The following is a 21,086-nucleotide window of genomic DNA, read 5'->3' as shown; positions in this document are numbered from 1 at the left end:
GCGATGGCCGACTATCCGCGCGGACCAAAGCTCGGCGTAGACGTTGGACTGGCGCGCGTCGGGGTCGCTTCCTGCGACCCCGACGGCCTCCTGGCAACGCCCGTCCGGACGCTCAAACGTGACGCGAAGAAAAACAGCGATATCGCCGTGCTGGTCCGGGAGGCCGCCGAACGGGGTGCAGTAGAGGTTTTCGTGGGCCTGCCGCAGAGCATGCGCGGCACGGAAACCGCCTCAACGGAGATGGCCCGCGGCTACGCACAGGTCCTTGCCGAAGCACTCGACCGGGCCGGCCTGGACGTCCCGGTGCGCCTGATTGACGAGCGGCTGAGCACGGTCAGTGCCCACCGCTCGCTAAGAGAAGCTGGCTTGGACACCAGAAATCACCGTAGAGTGGTAGACCAAGTGGCCGCTGTGGGTATATTGCAGCAGGCCATTGACATGCAGCGTTCCCTTGGACGCGATGTGGGGGCATCGGTCACATTTCGCCGGAGCACGCGATCCGCGGCTCCGGCCCCAGACGAGGAGCTTACTATTTCCGAGGACAGCCGCCCCGAAAGCGATTCCGCGCCGTGAGCCACAGGTATCCCGAGCATCGTCCGCCGGGGCAGGAACCGGAATCCAGTCCAAGCGCCGGCGGCTACGCCGGCGACGATGTTCCTGCGCACGAGTTTGATCCAGTCCATGGCCACCAGGACGCGTATGCAGACGCCGGTGTTTACGAAGGTGGCCAGCACCGCGCTGCGGACCACGGCTACGAGCCCGCCCCCGTGGTCCAGACCTTCTTCGCCGAGGAACCACCCAGCCGGCGCAGCCGCCGGCCGTCCCGGGACAAGCAGCGCAGGCGCCGCCGCCGCACTCTGGTGATGGTCGTCGTCCTGGCCGTTTTTGCCGGCGTCGTCTTCGGCCTCACGCTCTTCCTGCGGGACCTGCTCGGGATGAACGAGACCAAGGACTACCCGGGACCGGGCGAGGGATCAGTTTCCTTTGTGGTCCACCCGGGTGAGGGGCCGCTGCTGATCGGGGACAACCTTGTTGCCCAGGACATCGTGGCCACCAGCAAAAAGTTCGTTGAAGTCTTCCAGCAGGAAGCCGACGGGCGCGAAATCCAGCCCGGCACCTATGAGATGCGCCAGCAGATGTCCGCCTCCGGCGCCGTTTCCGCACTGCTTGGTGACGGCGGATCCGCGGTTCATTATGCCGCGGTCGCCCGGGACCTGCGCCAAAGCGAAACCTTTGACATCCTGGTTTCTTCCACGGGAATTCCGCTGGCGGAGTTTGAGGCCCTCGCAGCCAAACCGCAGGACTTCGGCCTGCCGGAAAAGGCCGTGAGCCTGGAAGGGTACCTGTTCCCGGGTGAATACCGTTTCCCGGTTGATATCACTGCCACGGAAATCGTCACCGAGATGGTGGATAACGCATTCGCCGCCCTCGAAGAAACCGGTGTCAGCGATCCCGCCGCCCAGTACGACGTCCTGACCAAGGCCAGCATTATCCAGGCCGAAGCAGGCGAAGCGGATTACGACAAGGTTGCCGGAGCGATCGAAAACCGGCTCCGCGCCGACAACACGGAAACCAACGGGCTGATCCAGTCCGATGCGACCGTGACCTACGGGCTGGGCCGCAAGAGCTACAACCTCACGCCGGAAGAGAAGGCAGATACCGCCAACCGGTACAACACCTACGCGAACCGCGGACTGCCCGTGGGGCCGATCGGTTCGCCGAGCGTTGAGGCGATCGACGCGGCTGCCCATCCTGCCGATGTCCCGTTCTTCTACTGGGTCACCGTCAACCTGGACACCGGTGAGACCAAGTTCTCCTCGACCTTGGCCGAACACGCCCGCTATGTCGGCGAGTACCAGGAGTGGTGCGGCACCCAGGAAGCCGGAAGGTGCGAGTAGTTGCCTGCGAACACCCGCCGTGCGGCGGTCCTTGGGCATCCCATCGGACACTCCCGCTCGCCTGAGCTTCACCGGGCTGCCTACGGGTACCTGAAATTCGACTGTGCCTACGATGCAATCGATGTTGAAGAGGGAGCCGCCGCGGACTTCGCGGCGGCGGTCCGGCAGGAGCCGGGATGGAACGGCCTGTCCGTCACCATGCCGCTGAAGAGCGCCATGGCCGCGGCCGTGGACAAACTGGATCCGCTGGCCCAGGCGCTGGGAGTGATCAATACGGTCACATTTGAACCAGGCCCCGGCGGCCCGGTGCTGACCGGGTGGAACACGGATGTCGCAGGGCTGGTCAACGCCCTGCGGCATGCGGGTGCCGCTCACGCACCCCGGGCGGCTGTACTCGGTGCCGGCGGCACCGCAACAGCTGCCGTGGCGGCCCTGACAGAATTAGGCTGCACCAGTGTGGACATTTACGCCCGCAGTTTCCGGGGCGAGGCCGGCGGCCAGCCGGCAGTCCGGGAAGTGGGCGGCCGGCTGGGCACTGAGGTGGTGCTGCACGGCTGGGACGCTGCCGCCGCGGCCTGTGCGGAAGCCGACGTCGTCATCTGCACCCTCCCGCCGCACGGCGCGGACGGGATTGCCGGCGAGTTCGCGGCCTTGGACTGCCGGCGCGGCGGCGCGGTATTGCTGGACGCTGCCTACGATCCCTGGCCCAGTGCCATTGCCGGCGCCTGGCAGGCCGCCGGCGGAACGATCGTGCCCGGGCTGGAAATGCTTCTCTACCAGGCGGTGGAACAGGTGCGCCTTTTCACGGGGGATGCCTTCCGCGACGAAGATGCCGTCATAAACGTGATGTGTGACGCAGTGGGGCTGCCTCCGCGCTGAAGCCCCCGGCAGGACATGGCAGTATTGAAGCCATGTTGCGTTGGTTGACCGCCGGTGAGTCCCATGGGCCTGCACTGGTTGGAATTGTTGAGGGCGTCCCCGCCGGCGTCGAAGTGAGCACGCCGTCCATCCAGGAGGCCCTGGCCCGCCGGCGGCTTGGTTACGGCCGCGGTGCCAGGATGAAGTTCGAACAGGACGAGGTCCGGATCCTTGGTGGTGTGCGCCACGGCGTGACCCAGGGCGGTCCCATCGCCATTGAGATCGCCAACACTGAGTGGCCCAAATGGGAACAGATCATGGCATCTGACCCGGTGGACCCGGAAATCCTGGCCGACCAGGCCCGTAACGCGCCCCTCACGCGGCCCCGCCCCGGCCACGCAGACTTCACCGGTATGCAGAAGTACGGCTTCGATGAGGCACGCCCCGTCCTGGAGCGGGCCAGTGCCCGGGAAACGGCAGCCCGGGTTGCCCTTGGCGCCGTCGCCGCCGCGTTCCTGAAGGAACTCGGCATTGAACTTGTCAGCCACACCGTGGGCATCGCCGCAGTGGCTTCGCCGGAAGGGGCGGCCCTGCCCGTGCCCACCGACGTCGCTGCCCTGGACGCGAATCCCATGCGTTGCTTCGACCCCGCCGTCACCGAAGCGATGGTTGCCGAGGTGGACGCCGCCCACAAGGAGGGCGAGACCCTCGGCGGCGTGGTGGAGGTCCTTGCCTACGGACTGCCGCCGGGACTTGGCAGCTACGTGCACTGGGACCGCCGCCTGGACGCCAGGATCGCCGGGGCCCTGATGGGCATCCAGGCGATCAAGGGCGTCGAGGTCGGCGACGGTTTCCTGACTGCCACGCGCCGCGGATCGGCCGCCCACGACGAAATCCTGCAGGACGAAGAGGGCCAGGTGATCCGCTCCGGCAACCGGGCCGGCGGAATCGAAGGCGGCATGAGCATCGGTGAAGTCCTGCGGGTCCGCGCTGCGATGAAGCCCATCGCCACTGTGCCCCGGGCACTCAAGACCATCGATGTCAGCACCGGTGCACCCGCACGGGCACACCACCAGCGCTCCGATGTCTGCGCCGTGCCGGCAGCCGGCGTCGTCGCCGAGGCGATGGTCGCCCTGGTCCTGGCCGAAGCCGTCACCGAGAAGTTCGGCGGCGATTCCGTGGCTGAAACTGCCCGCAACCTGCGCACGTACCTCGAGAACATCCCGGCATCCCTCGGATCAACCGGCACCGGCACCGGTGCCTGAGAAGCATCTGGTCCTGATCGGGCTGATGGCCGCCGGCAAGTCAGTTGTCGGCCGGTCCTTCGCTTCCCGGCATGGACTGCCCTATGTGGACACCGATCAGGTGGTGGTGGAGGAGCACGGGCCCATCCCGGAAATTTTCGCCAGCCACAGCGAAGCGTACTTCCGTGAGGTGGAGGCCCGCGCCGTCGCCGGTGCGCTGGACTCACCGGTCCGGTCCGTGGTCTCGCTGGGGGGAGGTGCGGTGCTGGACGCCGGAACGCAGCAGCTCCTGCAGCGCGCGACCGTGGTCTTCCTGGACACCGACCTGGATACCGTCCTGCCGCGGATTTCGCGTTCCGGCCACCGGCCGCTCCTGGCCGGAGACCCGGTAGCCCGCTGGTCCGCGCTGGCCGAGGCTCGCCGCCCGCTTTATGAAACGCTGGCAGACATTGTTATAGACACCAGGGGACTGGCCGTTCCGGAAGTCGTGGAACGTATCACCGCCGCCCTGGACGAAGGAGAACGCTAATGCCCGCTGAACCCACCATTATCAAGGTGACGGGCGACAAGCCCGCCGAAAACTACGACGTCGTCATCGGCAACGGCCTGCTCGGCCGCCTGCCCGGCATGCTGGGGGAGCGGGTCCGCCGCGTCCTGGTGATCCACCCGCGTGCCCTGCGCACCACGGGTGACACGGTCCGGGACGAACTGGCAGCGGCCGGCCTGACCGCGCTTACGGCGGAAATCCCCGACGCCGAAGAGGGCAAGCACATCCAGGTCGCGTCCTTCTGCTGGCAGGTTCTGGGCCAGAACGACTTCACCCGCTCCGACGCAGTCGTCGCCGTGGGCGGCGGCGCCGTCACCGACGTCGCCGGTTTCGTCGCCGCCACCTGGCTGCGCGGCATCAAGGTAGTGCACGTCCCCACCAGCCTGCTCGGCATGGTGGACGCCTCCGTCGGCGGCAAGACCGGGATCAACACGGCCGAGGGCAAAAACCTGGTTGGCGCGTTCCACCCGCCCGCCGGAGTCCTGGCGGACCTCGATGCGCTGGGTTCCCTGCCGAAAAATGAGCTGCTCAGCGGGATGGCTGAGGTCGTCAAGTGCGGCTTCATTGCCGACCCGGAGATCCTGGACCTGATCGAAGCCAATCCCGAAGCGGTTGCCGATGGAAGCTCGGACGTTGTCCGCGAGCTGGTCGAACGCGCTGTCCGGGTCAAGGCCGAGGTTGTTTCCGGTGACCTGCGCGAAGCCGGACGGCGGGAATTCCTGAACTACGGCCACACCCTGGGCCATTCGATCGAACTGGCCGAACGCTATCAGTGGCGGCACGGCGCAGCGGTCTCCGTGGGCCTGGTCTTTGCGGCCGAGCTCGGCCGGATGGTCGGCCGGCTGGACGATGCCACGGCCGACCGGCACAAGGCCGTCCTCACCTCCCTCGGCCTGCCGGTCACCTACCGGAAGGACCGCTGGAGCGCCCTGCTGGACGGCATGCGCCGGGACAAGAAATCCCGCGGTGACCTGCTGCGCTTTGTTGTCCTGGACGGCCTGGCCAAACCCTCCATCCTGGAAGTGCCGGACACCTCGCTGCTGTTCGCTGCATACCAGGAGATCGCATCCGAGCCCGACGGCGGGATCCGGCTCAGCCTGTAGCGCCGAGTGTTCCGTCTCCGGCCGCGCCCTGCGGAGCGTGTATGGATTCGCCGAACAGGTAGAATGGTCGACGGACAAGACACGTAGTTACGCGAAACGACGAAAGAGAAACTGTGGCAACGACCAACGACATCAAGAACGGCACGGTGCTGAAGCTTGAAGGCAACCTCTGGAGCATCATTGAGTTCCAGCACGTAAAGCCGGGCAAGGGTGGTGCGTTCGTCCGTACCAAAATGCGCAACGTCCGTTCAGGCAAGGTCGTCGACAAGACGTTCAACGCCGGCATCAAGATCGAGACTGCTACTGTTGACCGCCGCGATTACCAGTACCTGTACAAGGACGGCGACGACTACGTGTTCATGGACACGTCGGACTACGACCAGCTCACCGTACCGGGCGCAATCGTCGGCGACTACGCCAACTTCATGCTCGAGTCCATGATGGTCACCATCGCCATCCACGAGGGTTCCCCCCTTTACATCGAACTGCCGGCTTCGGTGGTCCTGGAAATCACGTACACCGAGCCGGGCCTGCAGGGCGACCGCTCCACCGGCGGCACCAAGCCCGCCACCGTGGAAACCGGCTACGAAATCCAGGTTCCGCTGTTCCTGGAACAGGGCACCAAGGTCAAGGTTGATACCCGCACCGGCGACTACCTGGGACGCGTTAACGAGTGAGTGCACGCAGTAAAGCCCGGACCAGGGCACTCGAAGTGCTCTTCGAAGCGGAACAGCGATCCATGTCTCCGCTTGAGTCCCTCCGCTCCCGCCGGGAGCAGACGGACCAGGTCATTAACCCGTACACCATGGACCTGGTGGAAGGGGTTATTGCCAAGCAGGCTCAGATTGACGAGTTCCTGAGCACCTACTCGCAGGGCTGGGCACTGGACCGGATGCCGGCCGTTGACCGCATCATCCTGCGTATCGGCAGCTGGGAGCTGCTCTACAACGATGACGTTCCGGACAAGGTCGCCATCAGCGAAGCCGTCGAACTGGCCAAGACCCTCTCCACCGATGAATCACCCGCATTCATCAACGGGCTGCTTGGCCGGCTGCACCAGCTCAAGGACTCGCTGCTGGCCTAAGCGCCGTTCAGTTAGACCCCAGCATCCTGACTTCCAATGCCCGGCAGGTTCTCCTGCCGGGCATTGTGCTGCCCGGCGGGAGGACCGGCCGCACCGCGCATGCCGGGGAGCGGTCAGGAGCGCCGGGCCGTGCCTGCAGTCTGCAGGAGAACGGCGCGGGTCCGGATCAGCCCCGCCAGGATCCGCTCTTCACGGGCGGCATTCATGCGGGGGTCGCGCCCGTTCACCAGCTGCTGCCGGGTCAGCGCCAGGTGGGTCGCGTCGCGGATGAAGGTCCGCATGGGAGGCTTGGCCCCGAAGCTGCCGGCCCAGCGCAGGGCCTGCCGCCGGCCGGACCGGGTGGCGAGCATCTCCACCTCCGCAGGGGTGAACCAGCCGGCCGCCGCGTATTCGCCCAGCCGCGCCCGAGTCAGCCGCTGCTCCGCGCGGCGCAGATACGCCACGCCGGCCAGGGCCAGGACGAACAGCGGCACCTGGAGCAGGAAGTAGAACAGGAAGAAATCGTCATAAACCAGCGCCATACCGCCGTTCCAGAACATGTGTCCCAGAACCGCGGCGGCCAGGCCGGCGGTGAAGCCCACCAGGATCCGCGCACCGCCCGGCTTCCGGACGGCGAGGCCCAGGGCCAGTCCCACCGCCGCGGTGAAGAGCACGTGGGCGAAGGGGGAGAACAGTCCGCGGAGCACGAACACGAAGCCCAGCTGCAGACTGACACCGCCGGTTTCGAAGAGCGCGGCACTGAAGTAGAGAATGTTCTCCGTGAAGGCGAAACCGGCGCCGATGGTGCCCGCATAAACGATTCCGTCGAGCGGGCCGTCGAAATGGCTGCGCCGCGCAAAAACCAGGATCAGGACCCCCAGGCCTTTGGCCGCCTCTTCGACCAGCGGGGCCTGCACCACTGTGGCAATGACATCCGCCGGGGTCAGCGGCAGCAGCGTCATCAGGACCTCATTCACCATGCTCCCCAGCAGGACGGTGATGGCCACGGAGACCCCTGCGCCCCAAAGGAAAGCGAACAGCAGGGCGGCCCGCGGTTCCGGCTCCCACCGGTCAATCCAATGCAGTCCCAGCAGGCAGATGCCCAGTGGAATCAGTGCCAGGAAGCCGCACAGGATGAACGCTTCGCTGCCCAGCGCGGCGAACAGGAAGAACCCGACCAGTACCACCACCACCGCGGCGGCCGTGATGAGCAGCACATTAATTACAGTGCCGTTCCCGGCCCGGGATCCGGAGGGCATATGAAGGGGCGCGATGCTGTCAGCAGGCTCCCCGGGCAGGCCTGAGAGCCCCGGTCCGGGCTGGGAAATCATGAACGGTTGCCTGTCATGGACCCAACAATATCCGGGCCCGCCCGCTGTGATAGCTTTGAAGGGCATTCAACCTTTAAGTCCGTCCTGTGAGGCGGGGAAGGAGGAAGCAGAATATGGATCTTAGTGATCCCACGCAGGCCCCCGCGCCTGCCCGCACCGTTCTGGCTTCAGCTGATATTGACCGCGCCCTGACGCGGATCGCCCACGAAATCCTCGAGGCGAACAAGGGTGGCACCGACCTTGTCCTGATGGGTATTCCGCGCCGCGGATATCCTCTGGCCCGTCGCCTGGCCGCCAAGATAGCCGCCGCCGATCCGTCCGTGGACGCCGCCGCAATCACCGGGCAGCTCGACGTCACGATGTTCCGTGACGACCTCGCTCACCAGCCCACCCGGCCCCCGTATCCCACCGAACTGCCGCCCAGCGGCATTGACGGCAAAGTCGTCGTCCTGGTGGACGACGTGCTTTACTCCGGGCGCACCATCCGGGCCGCTCTCGACGCGCTGGTCGACCTTGGACGTCCCCGCGCCGTGCGCCTTGCCGTCCTCGTTGACCGCGGGCACCGTGAACTGCCCATCCGCGCTGACCATGTGGGCAAGAACCTGCCCACCGCCGCCGTGGAAAAGGTCCGGGTCCGGCTGGTCGAAACCGACCTGCCCGCCGCAGACGAAGTCGTGATCGAAGGCACTGTATGAAGCACCTGCTCTCCACCCTGGACCTCTCACACCAGGATGCGATTTCCATCCTGGACACCGCGGAGGCCATGGCCGCAGTAGGGGAGCGGGAAGTGAAGAAGCTTCCCGCACTGCGCGGCCGGACAGTCGTCAACCTGTTCTTCGAAGACTCCACCCGCACCAGGATTTCCTTCGAGGCTGCTGCCAAGCGCCTCTCCGCAGATGTCATCAACTTCTCGGCGAAGGGTTCCTCGGTCTCCAAGGGCGAATCGCTCAAGGACACCGCCCAGACCCTTGCCGCCATCGGTGCGGACGCCGTCGTCATCCGCCACGGCGCGTCCGGCGCTCCGGCACGGCTGGCCAACTCCGGCTGGATCGACGCCGCAGTCCTCAACGCCGGCGACGGGACGCATGAGCATCCCACCCAGGCACTGCTGGACGCCTTCACCATGCGCCGGCACTGGGCCCGGCTGCATGGTACTCCGTCCCAGGGCACCGACCTGTCCGGGATGCGCGTGGCGATCGTCGGGGACATCCTGCACTCGCGGGTGGCGCGCTCCGACCTCTGGCTGCTCAAGACCCTCGGTGCCGACGTAACGCTCGTGGCCCCGCCCACCCTGCTGCCCTTCGGTGTGGAATCCTGGCCGTGCAAGGTCAGCTACTCACTCGATGAAACCCTGGAGACCAGACCCGACGCTGTCATGATGCTCCGGGTCCAGGCAGAACGCATGCACTCGGCGTTCTTCCCGACCGTCCGGGAATACTCGCGCCGCTGGGGATTTGACGATGTCCGGCTGGACCGGCTCGATTCCCTTGGCCTGGACGACACGATCCTGCTGCACCCCGGTCCCATGAACCGCGGGCTGGAGATATCCTCCCGCGCCGCCGATTCACCGCGTTCGACCGTCCTGGCCCAGGTCAGCAACGGCGTTTCCGTCCGGATGGCGGCCCTCTATCTCCTGCTCTCCGGCGAGGGCAGCTCCCAGCGAACACCACAGGAAGTTTCCGCACAGTGAACACCGCAACACACACTGCAACTGCTGCAGCGCCCGCACCGGCCGCACAGCCGACCCTGTCCCCGAACGGCACCTATCTGATCCGCGGCGCCTCGCTGCTGGGGAATGAGCGCGCCGACCTTCTGATCCAGGACGGCCTGATTTCTGCCGTCGGCCAGGAGCTCGCTGCCCCCGAAGGCGCCCTGGTCATCGACGCCGAGGGCCTCATCGCGCTCCCCGGCATGGTGGACCTGCACACCCACCTGCGCGAACCGGGCCGCGAAGACGCCGAAACAGTCGAGACGGGTACCCGCGCCGCCGCGCTGGGCGGGTTCACTTCCGTGCACGCCATGGCCAACTCCAATCCCGTCGCAGACACTGCCGGCGTCGTGGAACAGGTGTACAGCCTGGGCCTGAAGTCCGGCTGGGTCGACGTCCGCCCGGTCGGCGCTGTCACCGTGGGGCTCAAGGGAGAACGGATGGCCGAACTCGGTGCCATGGCCGACTCCCGTGCCCGGGTCCGGGTCTTCTCCGATGACGGAATGTGCGTCCACGACCCGATCCTGATGCGCCGTGCCCTGGAATACGTCAAGGCGTTCGACGGGGTGATCGCGCAGCACGCCCAGGAACCGCGGATGACCGAGGGCGCCCAGATGCACGAAGGTGACGTCAGCGCCGTACTGGGCCTGCCCGGCTGGCCCGCCGTGGCCGAGGAATCCATCATTGCCCGCGACGTCCTGCTGGCCCAGCACACCGGGTCCCGCCTGCACGTGTGCCACGTCTCCACCGCCGGTTCCGTGGAAATCATCCGCTGGGCCAAGGAACGCGGCATCAACGTCACGGCTGAGGTCACCCCGCACCACCTGCTCCTGACCGACGAATCCGTGCGAAGCTACGACCCGGTGTACAAGGTCAACCCGCCGCTGCGCACCGAATCCGACGTTGAAGCCCTGCGCCGCGGCCTGGCCGACGGCACCATCGACATCGTCGGCACCGACCACGCTCCGCACCCCAGCGAGCACAAGGAATGCGAGTGGGCGCAGGCCGCCATGGGCATGACCGGACTGGAAACGGCACTGTCCGTGGTCCAGGCAACCATGATCGACACCGGCCTGATGACCTGGGCGGACTTCGCCCGGGTCACGTCCGCGGCCCCCGCCGGGATCGGCCGCGTCACGAGCCAGGGCAGGCCGCTGGAAGCGGGCGAACCGGCCAACGTCATATTGGTTGACCCGGCTGCGCGCCGCACGGTGGACCCACATAAGATGGCAACCATGGGCAGGAACAGTCCGTACGCAGGGCTGGAGCTGCCCGGCGTGGTCCGGGCCACGTTCTTTGCCGGCCACCCCACCGTCCTCGAGGGCGCTTTGAACACACCGCGTGCCGCGGCCGCGGAGGAGACACCATGGATTGGCTGATGGTCCTGCTCGGCACGCTGGCCGGCGCCGCAGTCCTGCTTGGACTGTTCGCCCTGGGCTGGCGGGGACGCCGCCGCCGACAATCAGATATTCCCCGGCCCCGCCCGCTCCCGGACGACCTGGCAATGCCCCGTTTCCAGGCTGACGGGCAGTACGTCGCCACCACCACGGCAGGAGACTGGCTGGACCGGGTTGCCGTCTACGGCCTGGGGGTGAAGTCAACTGCTACCGCAGCCGTCTTCCCGGAAGGCCTCTTTTTCGCCCGCAGCGGCGCCCCTGACGTCTGGATTGACCGCACTGACCTGCGCGGCGTCCGTCTGGAGCGCGGCATGGCCGGCAAATTCGTTGAAAAGGACGGGCTGGTCATGGTGACCTGGCAGCTCGGCCCCAAAACCGTCGACACCGGGTTCCGCACCCGGTCAGCCGACTCCAAAACCCCCCTGGTTTCGGCCATCAAGGCGCTGCTGCCGGAATCATCTGCAACATCTAGCGAGGAACAACTGTGACAGTGAACCAAACTCCCGCCCCGACCACAGCTGTCCTTATGCTCGAGGACGGCCGCAGCTTCCGCGGCCGCAGCTACGGAGCAACCGGAACGGCCCTGGGCGAGGCCGTCTTCGCCACCGGCATGACCGGGTACCAGGAGACCATCACCGATCCCTCCTACGCCCGCCAGCTGGTCGTCCAGACCGCCCCGCATATCGGCAACACCGGTGTGAACACCGACGACGCCGAGTCCCGCCGCATCTGGGTCGCCGGCTACATCGTCCGCGACGCCGCCCGGCGGCCCTCCAACTGGCGCTCGGAACGGACGCTGGACGAAGAGCTCGAGGCCCAGGGGGTCGTTGGAATCTCCGGCGTCGATACCCGTGCCATCACCCGGCACCTGCGCGAACGCGGCGCCATGAAGGCCGGAATCTTCTCCGGGGACGCTGCCGCCCGCACCGATGCCGAGCTGCTCGCCGACGTGCAGGCCCAGGAATCCATGGCCGGCGCCCGGCTGGCCGAGGAAGTCAGCATCGATGCTGCCTACACGGTGGAACCGGCTGCGCACGGCTGGGACAAGGAACCGCTGTTCACCGTCGCCGCCCTGGACCTCGGCATCAAGTCGATGACCCCGGTGCGCTTCGCGGAACGCGGTGTGCGCGTCCAGGTCCTGCCAGCCTCCGCCACCCTGGCCGACGTCCAGGCAGTCAATCCGGACGGTGTGTTTATGTCCAACGGACCCGGCGACCCCGCCACCGCGGATGACCAGGTCAAGCTCCTGCGCGATGTCCTGGACACCGGAGTGCCGTTCTTCGGCATCTGCTTCGGCAACCAGATCCTAGGCCGCGCGCTGGGCTTCGGCACCTACAAGCTGCCCTACGGCCACCGCGGCATCAACCAGCCCGTCCTGGACCGCCGCACCGGCAAGGTGGAAATCACCAGCCAGAACCACGGCTTCGCCGTCGACGCCCCGCTCGACGGCCCGGTCACGGCGCCTGAAGCGCGCTTCGGGCAGGTCGAAGTCAGCCACATCAGCCTCAACGACAACGTGGTGGAGGGCCTGGCGTGCCTGGACATCCCCGCGTTCTCCGTCCAGTACCACCCCGAGGCTGCCGCCGGCCCGCACGACTCCGCGTACCTCTTCGACCGCTTCGTCGACCTGATGGCCGCCAGCAAGAACAAGGAATCCAACTAATGCCCCGCAGAACCGACCTCAAGTCCGTCCTGGTGATCGGCTCCGGCCCGATCGTTATTGGCCAGGCAGCCGAATTCGACTACTCAGGCACGCAGGCCCTGCGCGTCCTGAAGGAGGAAGGCCTGCGGGTCATCCTGGTCAACTCCAACCCGGCCACCATCATGACCGACCCGGAGTTCGCCGACGCCACCTACGTTGAGCCGATCACCCCCGAGGTGGTCGAGAAGATCATCGCCAAGGAACGCCCCGACGCCGTCCTGCCGACCCTGGGCGGCCAGACCGCGCTGAACACGGCAATTGCCCTGGATAAAAACGGTGTGCTGGAGAAGTACAACGTGGAACTCATCGGCGCGAACATCGAAGCCATTGAGCTTGGTGAGGACCGGGAGAAGTTCAAGGGTGTCGTCGAGCGCTGCGGTGCCGAATCCGCGGAATCAATCATTGTGCACAGCATGGATGAGGCCTTCGCAGCCGCCGAGAAGCTCGGCTACCCGATGGTCGTCCGTCCGTCCTTCACCATGGGCGGGCTCGGCTCCGGTCTTGCCTACAACGCGGAAGACCTGCGCCGCATCGCCGGCGCCGGTATCCAGTACAGCCCGACCTCCGAGGTGCTGCTCGAAGAGAGCATCCTCGGCTGGAAGGAATACGAACTGGAGATGATGCGGGACAAGAACGACAACGTCGTTGTCGTCTGCTCCATCGAGAACTTCGACCCGGTGGGCGTGCACACCGGCGACTCCATCACCGTCGCCCCGGCCATGACGCTGACCGACCGCGAATACCAGAAGCTGCGTGACATCGCGATCGCCGTGATCCGTGAAGTCGGCGTCGACACCGGCGGCTGCAACATCCAGTTCGCCATCGAGCCGGACACCGGCCGCGTCGTCGTGATTGAAATGAACCCCCGGGTTTCGCGTTCTTCGGCGCTGGCCTCGAAGGCCACCGGTTTCGCGATCGCCAAGATCGCCACCAAGCTCTCGCTGGGCTACACGCTGGATGAAATCCCCAACGACATCACCAAGAAGACGCCGGCGTCCTTCGAACCGACCCTGGACTACGTCGTCGTGAAGGTGCCGCGGTTCGCGTTCGAGAAGTTCCCGGCAGCGGATCCCACGCTGACCACCACCATGAAGTCGGTCGGCGAAGCCATGGCGATCGGCCGCAACTTCACCGAAGCCCTGCAGAAGGCGCTGCGGTCCCTGGAGCAGAAGGGCGCGCAGCTCACCTTCGACCCGGTGGACCCGGCCGATGTTCCCGGCCTGATCGAGGCGGCCAAGCGGCCCACCACAGACCGCCTGGCCCAGGTCCAGCAGGCACTGCTGGGCGGCGCCACCAACGAACAGCTTTACGCGGCCACCGGCATTGACCCGTGGTACCTGGACCAGCTTGAACTGATCAATGAGGTCGCCGAGGAGATCCGCAGCGCGCCCCAGGTCACCGAGGACGTCCTGCGGCTCGCCAAGCGGCACGGCTTCTCCGACGAACAGATCGGGAAGCTGACCAACCAGTCCGAGTCCGTGATCCGCGGCGTCCGCCATGTGCTGGGCATCCGCCCGGTCTACAAGACCGTGGACACCTGCGCCGCTGAATTCGCTGCCTACACCCCGTACCACTACTCCTCCTACGACGAAGAGGACGAGGTCGCGGAGCACGCCAAGCCGTCGGTGATCATCCTCGGTTCCGGTCCCAACCGGATTGGGCAGGGCATCGAATTCGACTACTCCTGCGTCCACGCGACCATGGCCCTGCGCGAAGCCGGCCACGAGACCGTGATGATCAACTGCAACCCGGAGACCGTGTCCACGGACTACGACATCTCCGACCGGCTCTACTTCGAGCCGCTGACGCTCGAAGACGTGCTGGAAGTCATCTACGCGGAGCAGCGCACCGGCGGTGTGCTGGGCGTCTTCGTGCAGCTCGGCGGCCAGACCCCGCTGAAGCTGGCACAGGCCCTGGCCGACGCCGGCATTCCGATCCTGGGCACCTCGCCGGAAGCCATCGACCTGGCCGAACACCGCGGCGCGTTCCAACGCGTCCTGGACGAAGGCGGACTCATCGCCCCGAAGAACGGCACTGCCGTGTCCTTCGACGACGCGAAGAAGATTGCCGACGAGATCGGCTACCCCGTCCTGGTCCGCCCTTCCTACGTGCTTGGCGGCCGAGGCATGGAAATCGTCTATGACGAAGCCAACCTCTCCCGCTACATCATGAACGCCACGGAAATCACCCCGGACCACCCGGTCCTGGTGGACCGTTTCCTGGAAGACGCGATCGAGATCGACGTCGACGCCCTCTTCGACGGCACCGACCTTTACGTCGGCGGCATCATGGAGCACATCGAGGAAGCCGGCATCCACTCCGGCGACTCATCCTGTGTGCTGCCTCCGATCACCCTGGGCACCGATGTCATCGACCGGGTGGTTGAAGCAACCCGTGCGATCGCCTCCGGCGTGGGCGTGCGCGGCCTGATCAACATCCAGTTCGCGCTGGCCTCGGACGTGCTCTACGTGATCGAAGCGAACCCGCGGGCCTCCCGCACCGTCCCGTTCGTCTCCAAGGCGACTGGCGTGCAGCTGGCCAAGGCCGCCGCCCTGATCGGCACGGGAACCACCATCGCGGAGCTGCGTGCCGCCGGGAAGCTGAAGGCCACCGGCGACGGCTCGGTCCTGCCGCTGGACGCCCCCGTGGCGGTCAAGGAAGCCGTGCTGCCCTTCAGCCGGTTCCGCACCCCCGAAGGCACTGTCGTCGACTCCCTGCTCGGCCCGGAAATGCGTTCCACCGGGGAAGTCATGGGCATCGACAAGTACTTCGACACCGCGTTCGCGAAGTCCCAGGCCGCAGCCAACTCGGCGCTGCCCACGTCCGGTAAGGTCTTCGTCTCGGTCGCCAACCGGGACAAGCGCTCCATCATCATGCCGGTGAAGCTCATGGTGGACCTCGGCTTCGAGATCCTCTCCACGGGCGGTACCGCTGACGTACTGCGCCGCAACGGCATCCAGGCGACCACCGTCCGCAAGGTCGGCGAAGGCAGCGGACCGGACGGCGAGGGGACCGTGGTGGACCTGATCACCGCGGGCGACATCAACATGGTGATCAACACCCCGTCCGGCGGCCAGGCCCGCGGAGACGGCTACGAAATCCGGGCCGCCGCCACCTCGATCGGCTGCCCGGTCATGACCACGGTCTCCGAGTTCGGTGCCGCCGTCCAGGCCATCGAAGCCATGCGCTCCTACGAGTGGGATGTCTGCTCGCTGCAGGAATACGCTGCCAAGCTGCAGGCTTCGGCCGGTGCCTGAACAGCAGGCTGGCGGCAATGATAACGCGGTCCCCGGGCGCGCACCCTTCGGTGCGCGCCTGCGGGCGGCCATGGACACCCGCGGCCCGCTGTGCGTCGGAATCGATCCGCATCCGGCCCTGCTGGCGGCCTGGGGACTGAACGACGACGCCGCGGGCCTGGAGCGCTTCTCCCTCACGGTGCTGGACGCCGTGGGGGAGCAGGCCGCCGCCCTGAAACCTCAGGTCGCGCTCTTTGAACGGCACGGCTCGTCCGGCATGGCCGTGCTGGAGAAGCTGCTGGCTGCCTGCACGGACGCCGGCGTGCTGTCCATCGCCGACGCCAAGCGCGGGGACATTGGCTCCACCATGGCGGCCTATGCCGATGCGTGGCTCCGGGACGGATCCCCGCTGGCAGCCGACTCGGTGACGCTCAGCCCGTACCTGGGATTCGAGTCACTGCGCCCGGCCCTGGACCTGGCGGCCGGAACCGGCCGCGGAGTCTTCGTCCTGGGACTGACCTCCAACCCGGAGGGCGCCTCCGTGCAGCACGTTGGTGCTGACCGTTCGGTGGCCGCCCGCATTGTCGACGCAGCTGCGCTGGAAAACTCCGGCTCGGTAACGCTGGGTTCCACCGGTCTGGTGGTCGGCGCAACCGTGGGCTCGGCGCTGGGTGACCTGGGGATTGACCTGGCCGCCGCCAACGCACCGATTCTGGCGCCCGGGCTCGGTGCCCAGGGAGCCACCGGCGCGGATTTGCGGAGCACCTTTGGTGCCGCGTACGCCAACGTGCTGGCGACGTCGAGCCGGGACATCCTCAAAGCCGGCCCGGACCGGGTGTCGCTGCAGGCCGCGGCGGCACGGACACTGGAAGGACTGCCGCGCGCATAGCGGTGCCGGCGGGGGTTTCCCCGCCGGTATCCGTTGCAAAGCGGGACCCTTGCGGATAGGTTCGGACACTAGCTCAAGTAACCGAAAGACCGCTGGCGGCACCCCGTGCCTAAGCGGTTCGTCTTCGCCCGGGAGAGTCAATTGAACCTCAAACCACTGACTGAAGAAGAGCGCACCAGGGCGCGGGAGAAAGCCACAGCCGCGCGCACCGTGCGGGCCGACATCAAGTCCAAAATCAAGTCGGGCGAACTCTCCGTCGAAGAGGTCATCGTGTCGCGTTCCGGCGAGGAAGCGGTGGGCCGGCTGAAGGTGGTTGATCTGCTGCGCGCACTGCCTGGTGTGGGGGAGCGCCGCGCAGCTGGAATAATGGCTACCGTGGGTATTGCCCCAACCCGCCGCGTGCGGGGGCTCGGCGTCCACCAGCGCAAGGCGCTGATCGAATTATTGGAGTCCGACTAAAGCTGTTCCGCTTCCCGCGGGCGGCGGCGTCGGACCAACCCTAAACAAGTGAGGTCTACGTGTCGCAACCGCGGCTGACAGTTCTGGCAGGTCCCACCGCCGTTGGCAAAGGCACTGTGTCCACCTATATCCGGGACAACTATCCCGAGGTCTGGCTTTCCGTTTCCGCTACCACCCGCGCTCCGCGTCCGGGTGAGGAAAACGGTGTGCACTACTTCTTCGTCACCGCCGAGGAATTTGACGAGCTGGTTGCCGAGGGGCAGATGCTCGAATGGGCCGTGGTCCACGGGCGAAACCGCTACGGTACGCTGCGGCGCACGGTGGAAGCCGCCATGGCGGACGGACGCTCGGTGCTGCTGGAAATCGACCTGCAGGGTGCGCGCCAGGTCAAGGAGTCCATGCCGGAGGCGAATTTTGTGTTCCTGGCCCCGCCGTCGTGGGATGAAATGGTCCGCCGTCTGGTCGGCCGCGGCACCGAAACACCCGAAGAGCAGCAGCAACGGCTGGAAACCGCTAAACTGGAACTTGCTGCCGAGTCCGAGTTCAATCACACTGTCATCAACGATGACGTCCAGCGGGCCGCAGCAGAGCTCGTATCACTCATGGGGATCAGTCCCCGCCCACGCTGATCTGCTCTGGCGCAGGCGCAACCTACTGACCCGCACGAATACTTTGGAGATCTTTTGTCTACCCAGCCTGAAGGCATTATCAACCCGCCGATCGACGACCTGCTGACGGCCGCCGACTCGAAGTACGCCCTGGTCATCTACGGTGCCAAGCGTGCCCGCCAGATCAACGCGTACTACTCCCAGCTGCACGAAGGCCTCTTCGAGTACGTTGGCCCGCTGGTGGAAACCAAGCTCAACGAAAAGCCGCTGTCCATCGCCCTGCGCGAGATCAACGACGGCATGCTGGTCTGCCGCGCCAACGAAACCGCCGAGTAACTAACGGCAGAACCGCTGCAGGGGAGGTAGGGCAGGCGTGCGCATTGTCCTGGGGGTAGGCGGCGGCATCGCCGCCTACAAGTCGGCATCGCTGCTGCGCCTGTTCACGGAGGCCGGACACAGCGTCCAGGTCATCCCCACGGAAGCCTCCACCAGGTTCGTTGGCATAGCCACCTGGGAAGCGCTTTCCGGCCACCCGGTCAGCACCTCGGTGTTTGACGCCGTTGACACCGTCAACCACGTCCGGCTGGGGCATGAAGCAGACCTGATCGTGGTGGCCCCGGCCACCGCGGACCTCCTCGCGAAGGCGGCCGCCGGCCTGGCCTCCGATCTGCTGACGAACACGCTGCTGATGGCGCGGGGACCTGTCTTCTTCGCCCCTGCCATGCACACGGAAATGTGGAACCATCCGGCCACCCGGGCCAACGTGGCAACACTGCGTTCACGCGGCGCCATCGTGATGGAGCCGGCCTCGGGGCGGCTCACCGGTAAGGACTCCGGTCCGGGCCGCCTGCCTGACCCTGAGGACATCTTCGCTGCAGCCCTCGCCGCCGCCGGAGCAACTGACGGTGAGGTAGCTGACGCTAAGGCAACTGACGCCGACAAGTCCGCCGCTGAAAACACGGTCCAGGACACTTCAACGAACAGCGGCCGGCTCGCCGGCAGGACCGTGACGGTCACAGCCGGCGGCACCCGCGAACCGCTGGATCCGGTGCGTTTCCTGGGCAACCGTTCGTCAGGCAAACAGGGCGCCGCGATCGCCGAAGCCGCCCTCGCTGCCGGCGCCCGGGTGCGCTTCATCGCCGCCCACATGGAGGTTCCGGTACCCGCCGGCGTCGAACTGGTCCAGGTGGAAACCGCCCTGGAACTGCGCGATGCCGTCCACCAGGCCGCCGCCGGGACCGACGTCCTGGTGATGTCCGCCGCGGTGGCTGATTTCCGGCCGGGTGAGAACGCCGAAACCAAAATCAAGAAGCGCGACGACGGCACGGACCCCGTTATCACCCTGGTCCGCAACCCGGATATCCTGCGCGAGGCCGTGCTGCACCGGGCCGAAGCGGGCACCGGAGCTTCCGCGCGTCCTTTCGTTATTGTCGGGTTTGCCGCCGAAACCGGGGACGGATCCGCCTCCGTCCTGGAATACGGCCGCCGCAAGCTGGAACGGAAGGGCTGCGACCTGCTGGTGCTGAACCAGGTGGGCCGCTCCCTGGTGTTTGGCCAGGACAACACCGAAGTCCGCATCCTCTCGCCGCAGGATGGTCCCGGCTCTGAGCCGGAGGCAATTTCCGGCAGCAAAGCCGACGTCGCCCGCCGCCTCATGGAGCGGATAGCCGACCACCTCGACGCGGCAGAGCCCTCCATTAAGCAATAAGAAGCCAAATGACGCTGCTGTGTCCTTGTGTTGCTTAGCTCAGCTGGCGCGCGGCACGGCAGGTCCCCGGACAGGGACTGTCCCCGGAACGAAGTAGAGTAAACCCGTGACTTCCAGCAATACGCCTGCCCCCGCCGATCCGCGCTCCCTGCGGCTGTTCACCTCCGAGTCCGTGACCGAAGGCCATCCGGACAAAATCTGTGACCAGATCAGTGACGCCATCCTCGACGGCCTGCTCAAGGCCGATCCCGAGTCCCGCGTCGCCGTGGAAACCCTGGTGACCACCGGGCTGGTCCACGTCGCCGGCGAGGTCACCACCGAGGGCTACGTGGAGATCCCGCAGCTGGTCCGCGACACCATCCTTGAGATCGGCTACGACTCCTCCGCCAACGGCTTCGACGGCGCCCGCTGCGGTGTCTCCGTCTCAATTGGCCAGCAGTCCCCGGAAATCGCGTCACGGGTCTTCAACTCAGTCGAGAACCGCGCCGGCAGCGCCGTTGATCCCCTCGATGCACAGGGCGCCGGTGACCAGGGCATTATGTTCGGATTCGCCAGCGACGAGACCAACGTGCTGATGCCCACCCCGATCTGGCTGGCGCACCGGCTCTCCGAACGGCTGACGCAGGTCCGCAAGGACGGGACACTGGACTACCTGCGCCCGGACGGCAAGACCCAGGTCACCATCGGCTACGACGGAGACAGGCCGGTCTCCGTGGACTCCGTGGTGGTTTCCACCCAGCACGCAGCGGACCTCGATCAGGAACAACTGCACCAGGACATGATCTCCCTGGTCGTTAACCCCGTCCTCGCGGGCACTGAGCTGGACACCTCCAACGTCCGGCACATCATCAACCCGGGCGGCCCGTTCGTGATCGGCGGTCCCGTGGGGGACGCAGGCCTCACCGGACGCAAGATCATCGTTGACACCTACGGCGGCTTCTCCCGGCACGGCGGCGGCGCGTTCAGCGGCAAGGATCCGAGCAAGGTGGACCGGTCCGCTGCCTACGCCATGCGCTGGGTTGCCAAGAACGTGGTTGCCGCCGGCCTGGCGCGCCGCGCGGAAATCCAGATCGCCTACGCCATCGGCATGGCCCGTCCGGTTGGCATCTACGTGGAGACCTTCGGGACCGAAACCGTGGATCCGATGCGGATCGCGGCGGCCATCAATGAGGTCTTCGACCTGCGTCCGCTGGGCATCATCAACGCCCTGGACCTGAAGCGCCCCATCTACCAGAAGACCGCAGCCCACGGCCACTTTGGCCGTGAAGAGGAAGGCTTTACCTGGGAGCGTCTCGACAAGGTCGAGGACCTGCGCAGCTACTTCAGCGCCTGACT

Annotated in this window: 21 protein-coding genes; 20 read left to right on the top strand and 1 reads right to left on the bottom strand. The window is 66.4% G+C overall.

What is annotated here, in order from left to right; all coding sequences use genetic code 11:
• The first annotated feature begins 3 nt into the window (after positions 1-3).
• The 8 genes from ruvX to nusB all read left to right on the top strand — a co-directional run bounded on the left by ruvX (position 4) and on the right by nusB (position 6,734).
• Positions 4-573: a Holliday junction resolvase RuvX gene (gene ruvX / locus ArtHe_RS06845; RefSeq protein ID WP_248319321.1), complete on the top strand. Its 570-nt coding sequence runs from the start codon at positions 4-6 to the stop codon at positions 571-573.
• Positions 570-1,898 (top strand): endolytic transglycosylase MltG, encoded by a 1,329-nt coding sequence (gene mltG, locus ArtHe_RS06840; RefSeq protein ID WP_248319320.1) that lies wholly within the window; start codon positions 570-572, stop codon positions 1,896-1,898. Before ruvX ends, mltG begins: the two co-directional genes overlap by 4 nt.
• Entirely contained in the window at positions 1,899-2,777 is an 879-nt protein-coding gene (locus ArtHe_RS06835) for a shikimate dehydrogenase (RefSeq protein ID WP_248319318.1), read from the top strand. It begins immediately after the preceding gene.
• Positions 2,778-2,809: 32 nt separating this feature from the next.
• On the top strand, positions 2,810-4,021 hold the full coding sequence (aroC, locus tag ArtHe_RS06830; RefSeq protein ID WP_248319316.1) for a chorismate synthase: 1,212 nt from the start codon (positions 2,810-2,812) through the stop codon (positions 4,019-4,021).
• Positions 4,014-4,529 (top strand): shikimate kinase, encoded by a 516-nt coding sequence (locus ArtHe_RS06825; protein ID WP_248319315.1) that lies wholly within the window; start codon positions 4,014-4,016, stop codon positions 4,527-4,529. Before aroC ends, ArtHe_RS06825 begins: the two co-directional genes overlap by 8 nt.
• Positions 4,529-5,650: a 3-dehydroquinate synthase gene (gene aroB / locus ArtHe_RS06820; RefSeq protein WP_248319313.1), complete on the top strand. Its 1,122-nt coding sequence runs from the start codon at positions 4,529-4,531 to the stop codon at positions 5,648-5,650. The genes ArtHe_RS06825 and aroB overlap by 1 nt, the downstream gene beginning before the upstream one ends.
• Before the next feature lie 113 nt (positions 5,651-5,763).
• The gene (gene efp, locus ArtHe_RS06815; protein ID WP_191746517.1) at positions 5,764-6,327 is read left to right on the top strand and encodes an elongation factor P; all 564 of its coding nucleotides are present in this window, start codon (positions 5,764-5,766) and stop codon (positions 6,325-6,327) included.
• A complete protein-coding gene (gene nusB, locus ArtHe_RS06810; protein ID WP_066297545.1) occupies positions 6,324-6,734 on the top strand; it encodes a transcription antitermination factor NusB in 411 nt (136 codons plus the stop codon). The genes efp and nusB overlap by 4 nt, the downstream gene beginning before the upstream one ends.
• Positions 6,735-6,847: 113 nt before the next feature.
• On the opposite strand, the gene ArtHe_RS06805 is transcribed toward nusB, so the two are convergent.
• A complete protein-coding gene (locus ArtHe_RS06805; RefSeq protein ID WP_248319312.1) occupies positions 6,848-8,044 on the bottom strand; it encodes a PrsW family intramembrane metalloprotease in 1,197 nt (398 codons plus the stop codon).
• A 113-nt stretch (positions 8,045-8,157) separates the two neighbouring features.
• On the opposite strand from ArtHe_RS06805, the gene pyrR reads away from it, so the two are divergent.
• From pyrR to metK, 12 genes are all read left to right on the top strand, one after another.
• Positions 8,158-8,739 (top strand): bifunctional pyr operon transcriptional regulator/uracil phosphoribosyltransferase PyrR, encoded by a 582-nt coding sequence (gene pyrR / locus ArtHe_RS06800; protein WP_066297548.1) that lies wholly within the window; start codon positions 8,158-8,160, stop codon positions 8,737-8,739.
• On the top strand, positions 8,736-9,734 hold the full coding sequence (locus ArtHe_RS06795) for an aspartate carbamoyltransferase catalytic subunit (protein WP_248319310.1): 999 nt from the start codon (positions 8,736-8,738) through the stop codon (positions 9,732-9,734). Before pyrR ends, ArtHe_RS06795 begins: the two co-directional genes overlap by 4 nt.
• A gap of 56 nt (positions 9,735-9,790) precedes the next feature.
• On the top strand, positions 9,791-11,131 hold the full coding sequence (locus tag ArtHe_RS06790; protein WP_248319705.1) for a dihydroorotase: 1,341 nt from the start codon (positions 9,791-9,793) through the stop codon (positions 11,129-11,131).
• A complete protein-coding gene (locus ArtHe_RS06785; protein WP_248319308.1) occupies positions 11,119-11,637 on the top strand; it encodes a hypothetical protein in 519 nt (172 codons plus the stop codon). The genes ArtHe_RS06790 and ArtHe_RS06785 overlap by 13 nt, the downstream gene beginning before the upstream one ends.
• Positions 11,638-11,675: 38 nt before the next feature.
• Entirely contained in the window at positions 11,676-12,812 is a 1,137-nt protein-coding gene (gene carA / locus ArtHe_RS06780; RefSeq protein WP_248319704.1) for a glutamine-hydrolyzing carbamoyl-phosphate synthase small subunit, read from the top strand.
• Entirely contained in the window at positions 12,812-16,108 is a 3,297-nt protein-coding gene (gene carB / locus ArtHe_RS06775; RefSeq protein ID WP_248319306.1) for a carbamoyl-phosphate synthase large subunit, read from the top strand. The genes carA and carB overlap by 1 nt, the downstream gene beginning before the upstream one ends.
• Positions 16,101-16,976: an orotidine-5'-phosphate decarboxylase gene (gene pyrF, locus ArtHe_RS06770; protein ID WP_282568717.1), complete on the top strand. Its 876-nt coding sequence runs from the start codon at positions 16,101-16,103 to the stop codon at positions 16,974-16,976. Before carB ends, pyrF begins: the two co-directional genes overlap by 8 nt.
• A gap of 141 nt (positions 16,977-17,117) precedes the next feature.
• On the top strand, positions 17,118-17,435 hold the full coding sequence (gene mihF / locus ArtHe_RS06765; RefSeq protein ID WP_066297568.1) for an integration host factor, actinobacterial type: 318 nt from the start codon (positions 17,118-17,120) through the stop codon (positions 17,433-17,435).
• A 59-nt stretch (positions 17,436-17,494) separates the two neighbouring features.
• Complete coding sequence (gene gmk / locus ArtHe_RS06760; RefSeq protein ID WP_066297571.1) at positions 17,495-18,064, top strand: guanylate kinase; 570 nt, start codon at positions 17,495-17,497, stop codon at positions 18,062-18,064.
• 54 nt (positions 18,065-18,118) lie between these two features.
• Positions 18,119-18,379, top strand: a complete 261-nt coding sequence (gene rpoZ / locus ArtHe_RS06755; RefSeq protein WP_066297574.1) for a DNA-directed RNA polymerase subunit omega — start codon at positions 18,119-18,121, stop codon at positions 18,377-18,379.
• A gap of 37 nt (positions 18,380-18,416) precedes the next feature.
• The gene (locus ArtHe_RS06750) at positions 18,417-19,751 is read left to right on the top strand and encodes a bifunctional phosphopantothenoylcysteine decarboxylase/phosphopantothenate synthase (RefSeq protein WP_248319305.1); all 1,335 of its coding nucleotides are present in this window, start codon (positions 18,417-18,419) and stop codon (positions 19,749-19,751) included.
• Between the two features lie 106 nt (positions 19,752-19,857).
• Positions 19,858-21,084: a methionine adenosyltransferase gene (metK, locus tag ArtHe_RS06745; RefSeq protein WP_248319304.1), complete on the top strand. Its 1,227-nt coding sequence runs from the start codon at positions 19,858-19,860 to the stop codon at positions 21,082-21,084.
• Positions 21,085-21,086: the final 2 nt, after the last annotated feature.

Origin of the sequence: Arthrobacter sp. Helios (assembly GCF_023167125.1) — a bacterium.
GTDB lineage: Bacteria > Actinomycetota > Actinomycetes > Actinomycetales > Micrococcaceae > Arthrobacter_B > Arthrobacter_B luteolus.
The sequence above is the reverse complement of the archived record's forward strand: the minus strand, read 5'-3'. Positions and strand labels throughout refer to the sequence as shown.

Bases quoted from the DNA above. Each gene is read 5' to 3' on its own strand.
- ruvX (WP_248319321.1), top strand. From the start codon at position 4: ATGGCCGACTATCCGCGCGGACCAAAGCTCGGCGTAGACGTTGGACTG.
- aroC (WP_248319316.1), top strand. From the start codon at position 2,810: ATGTTGCGTTGGTTGACCGCCGGTGAGTCCCATGGGCCTGCACTGGTT.
- aroB (WP_248319313.1), top strand. From the start codon at position 4,529: ATGCCCGCTGAACCCACCATTATCAAGGTGACGGGCGACAAGCCCGCC.
- ArtHe_RS06805 (WP_248319312.1), bottom strand. From the start codon at position 8,044: ATGATTTCCCAGCCCGGACCGGGGCTCTCAGGCCTGCCCGGGGAGCCT.
- pyrR (WP_066297548.1), top strand. From the start codon at position 8,158: ATGGATCTTAGTGATCCCACGCAGGCCCCCGCGCCTGCCCGCACCGTT.
- ArtHe_RS06795 (WP_248319310.1), top strand. From the start codon at position 8,736: ATGAAGCACCTGCTCTCCACCCTGGACCTCTCACACCAGGATGCGATT.
- ArtHe_RS06785 (WP_248319308.1), top strand. From the start codon at position 11,119: ATGGATTGGCTGATGGTCCTGCTCGGCACGCTGGCCGGCGCCGCAGTC.
- carA (WP_248319704.1), top strand. From the start codon at position 11,676: ATGCTCGAGGACGGCCGCAGCTTCCGCGGCCGCAGCTACGGAGCAACC.
- carB (WP_248319306.1), top strand. From the start codon at position 12,812: ATGCCCCGCAGAACCGACCTCAAGTCCGTCCTGGTGATCGGCTCCGGC.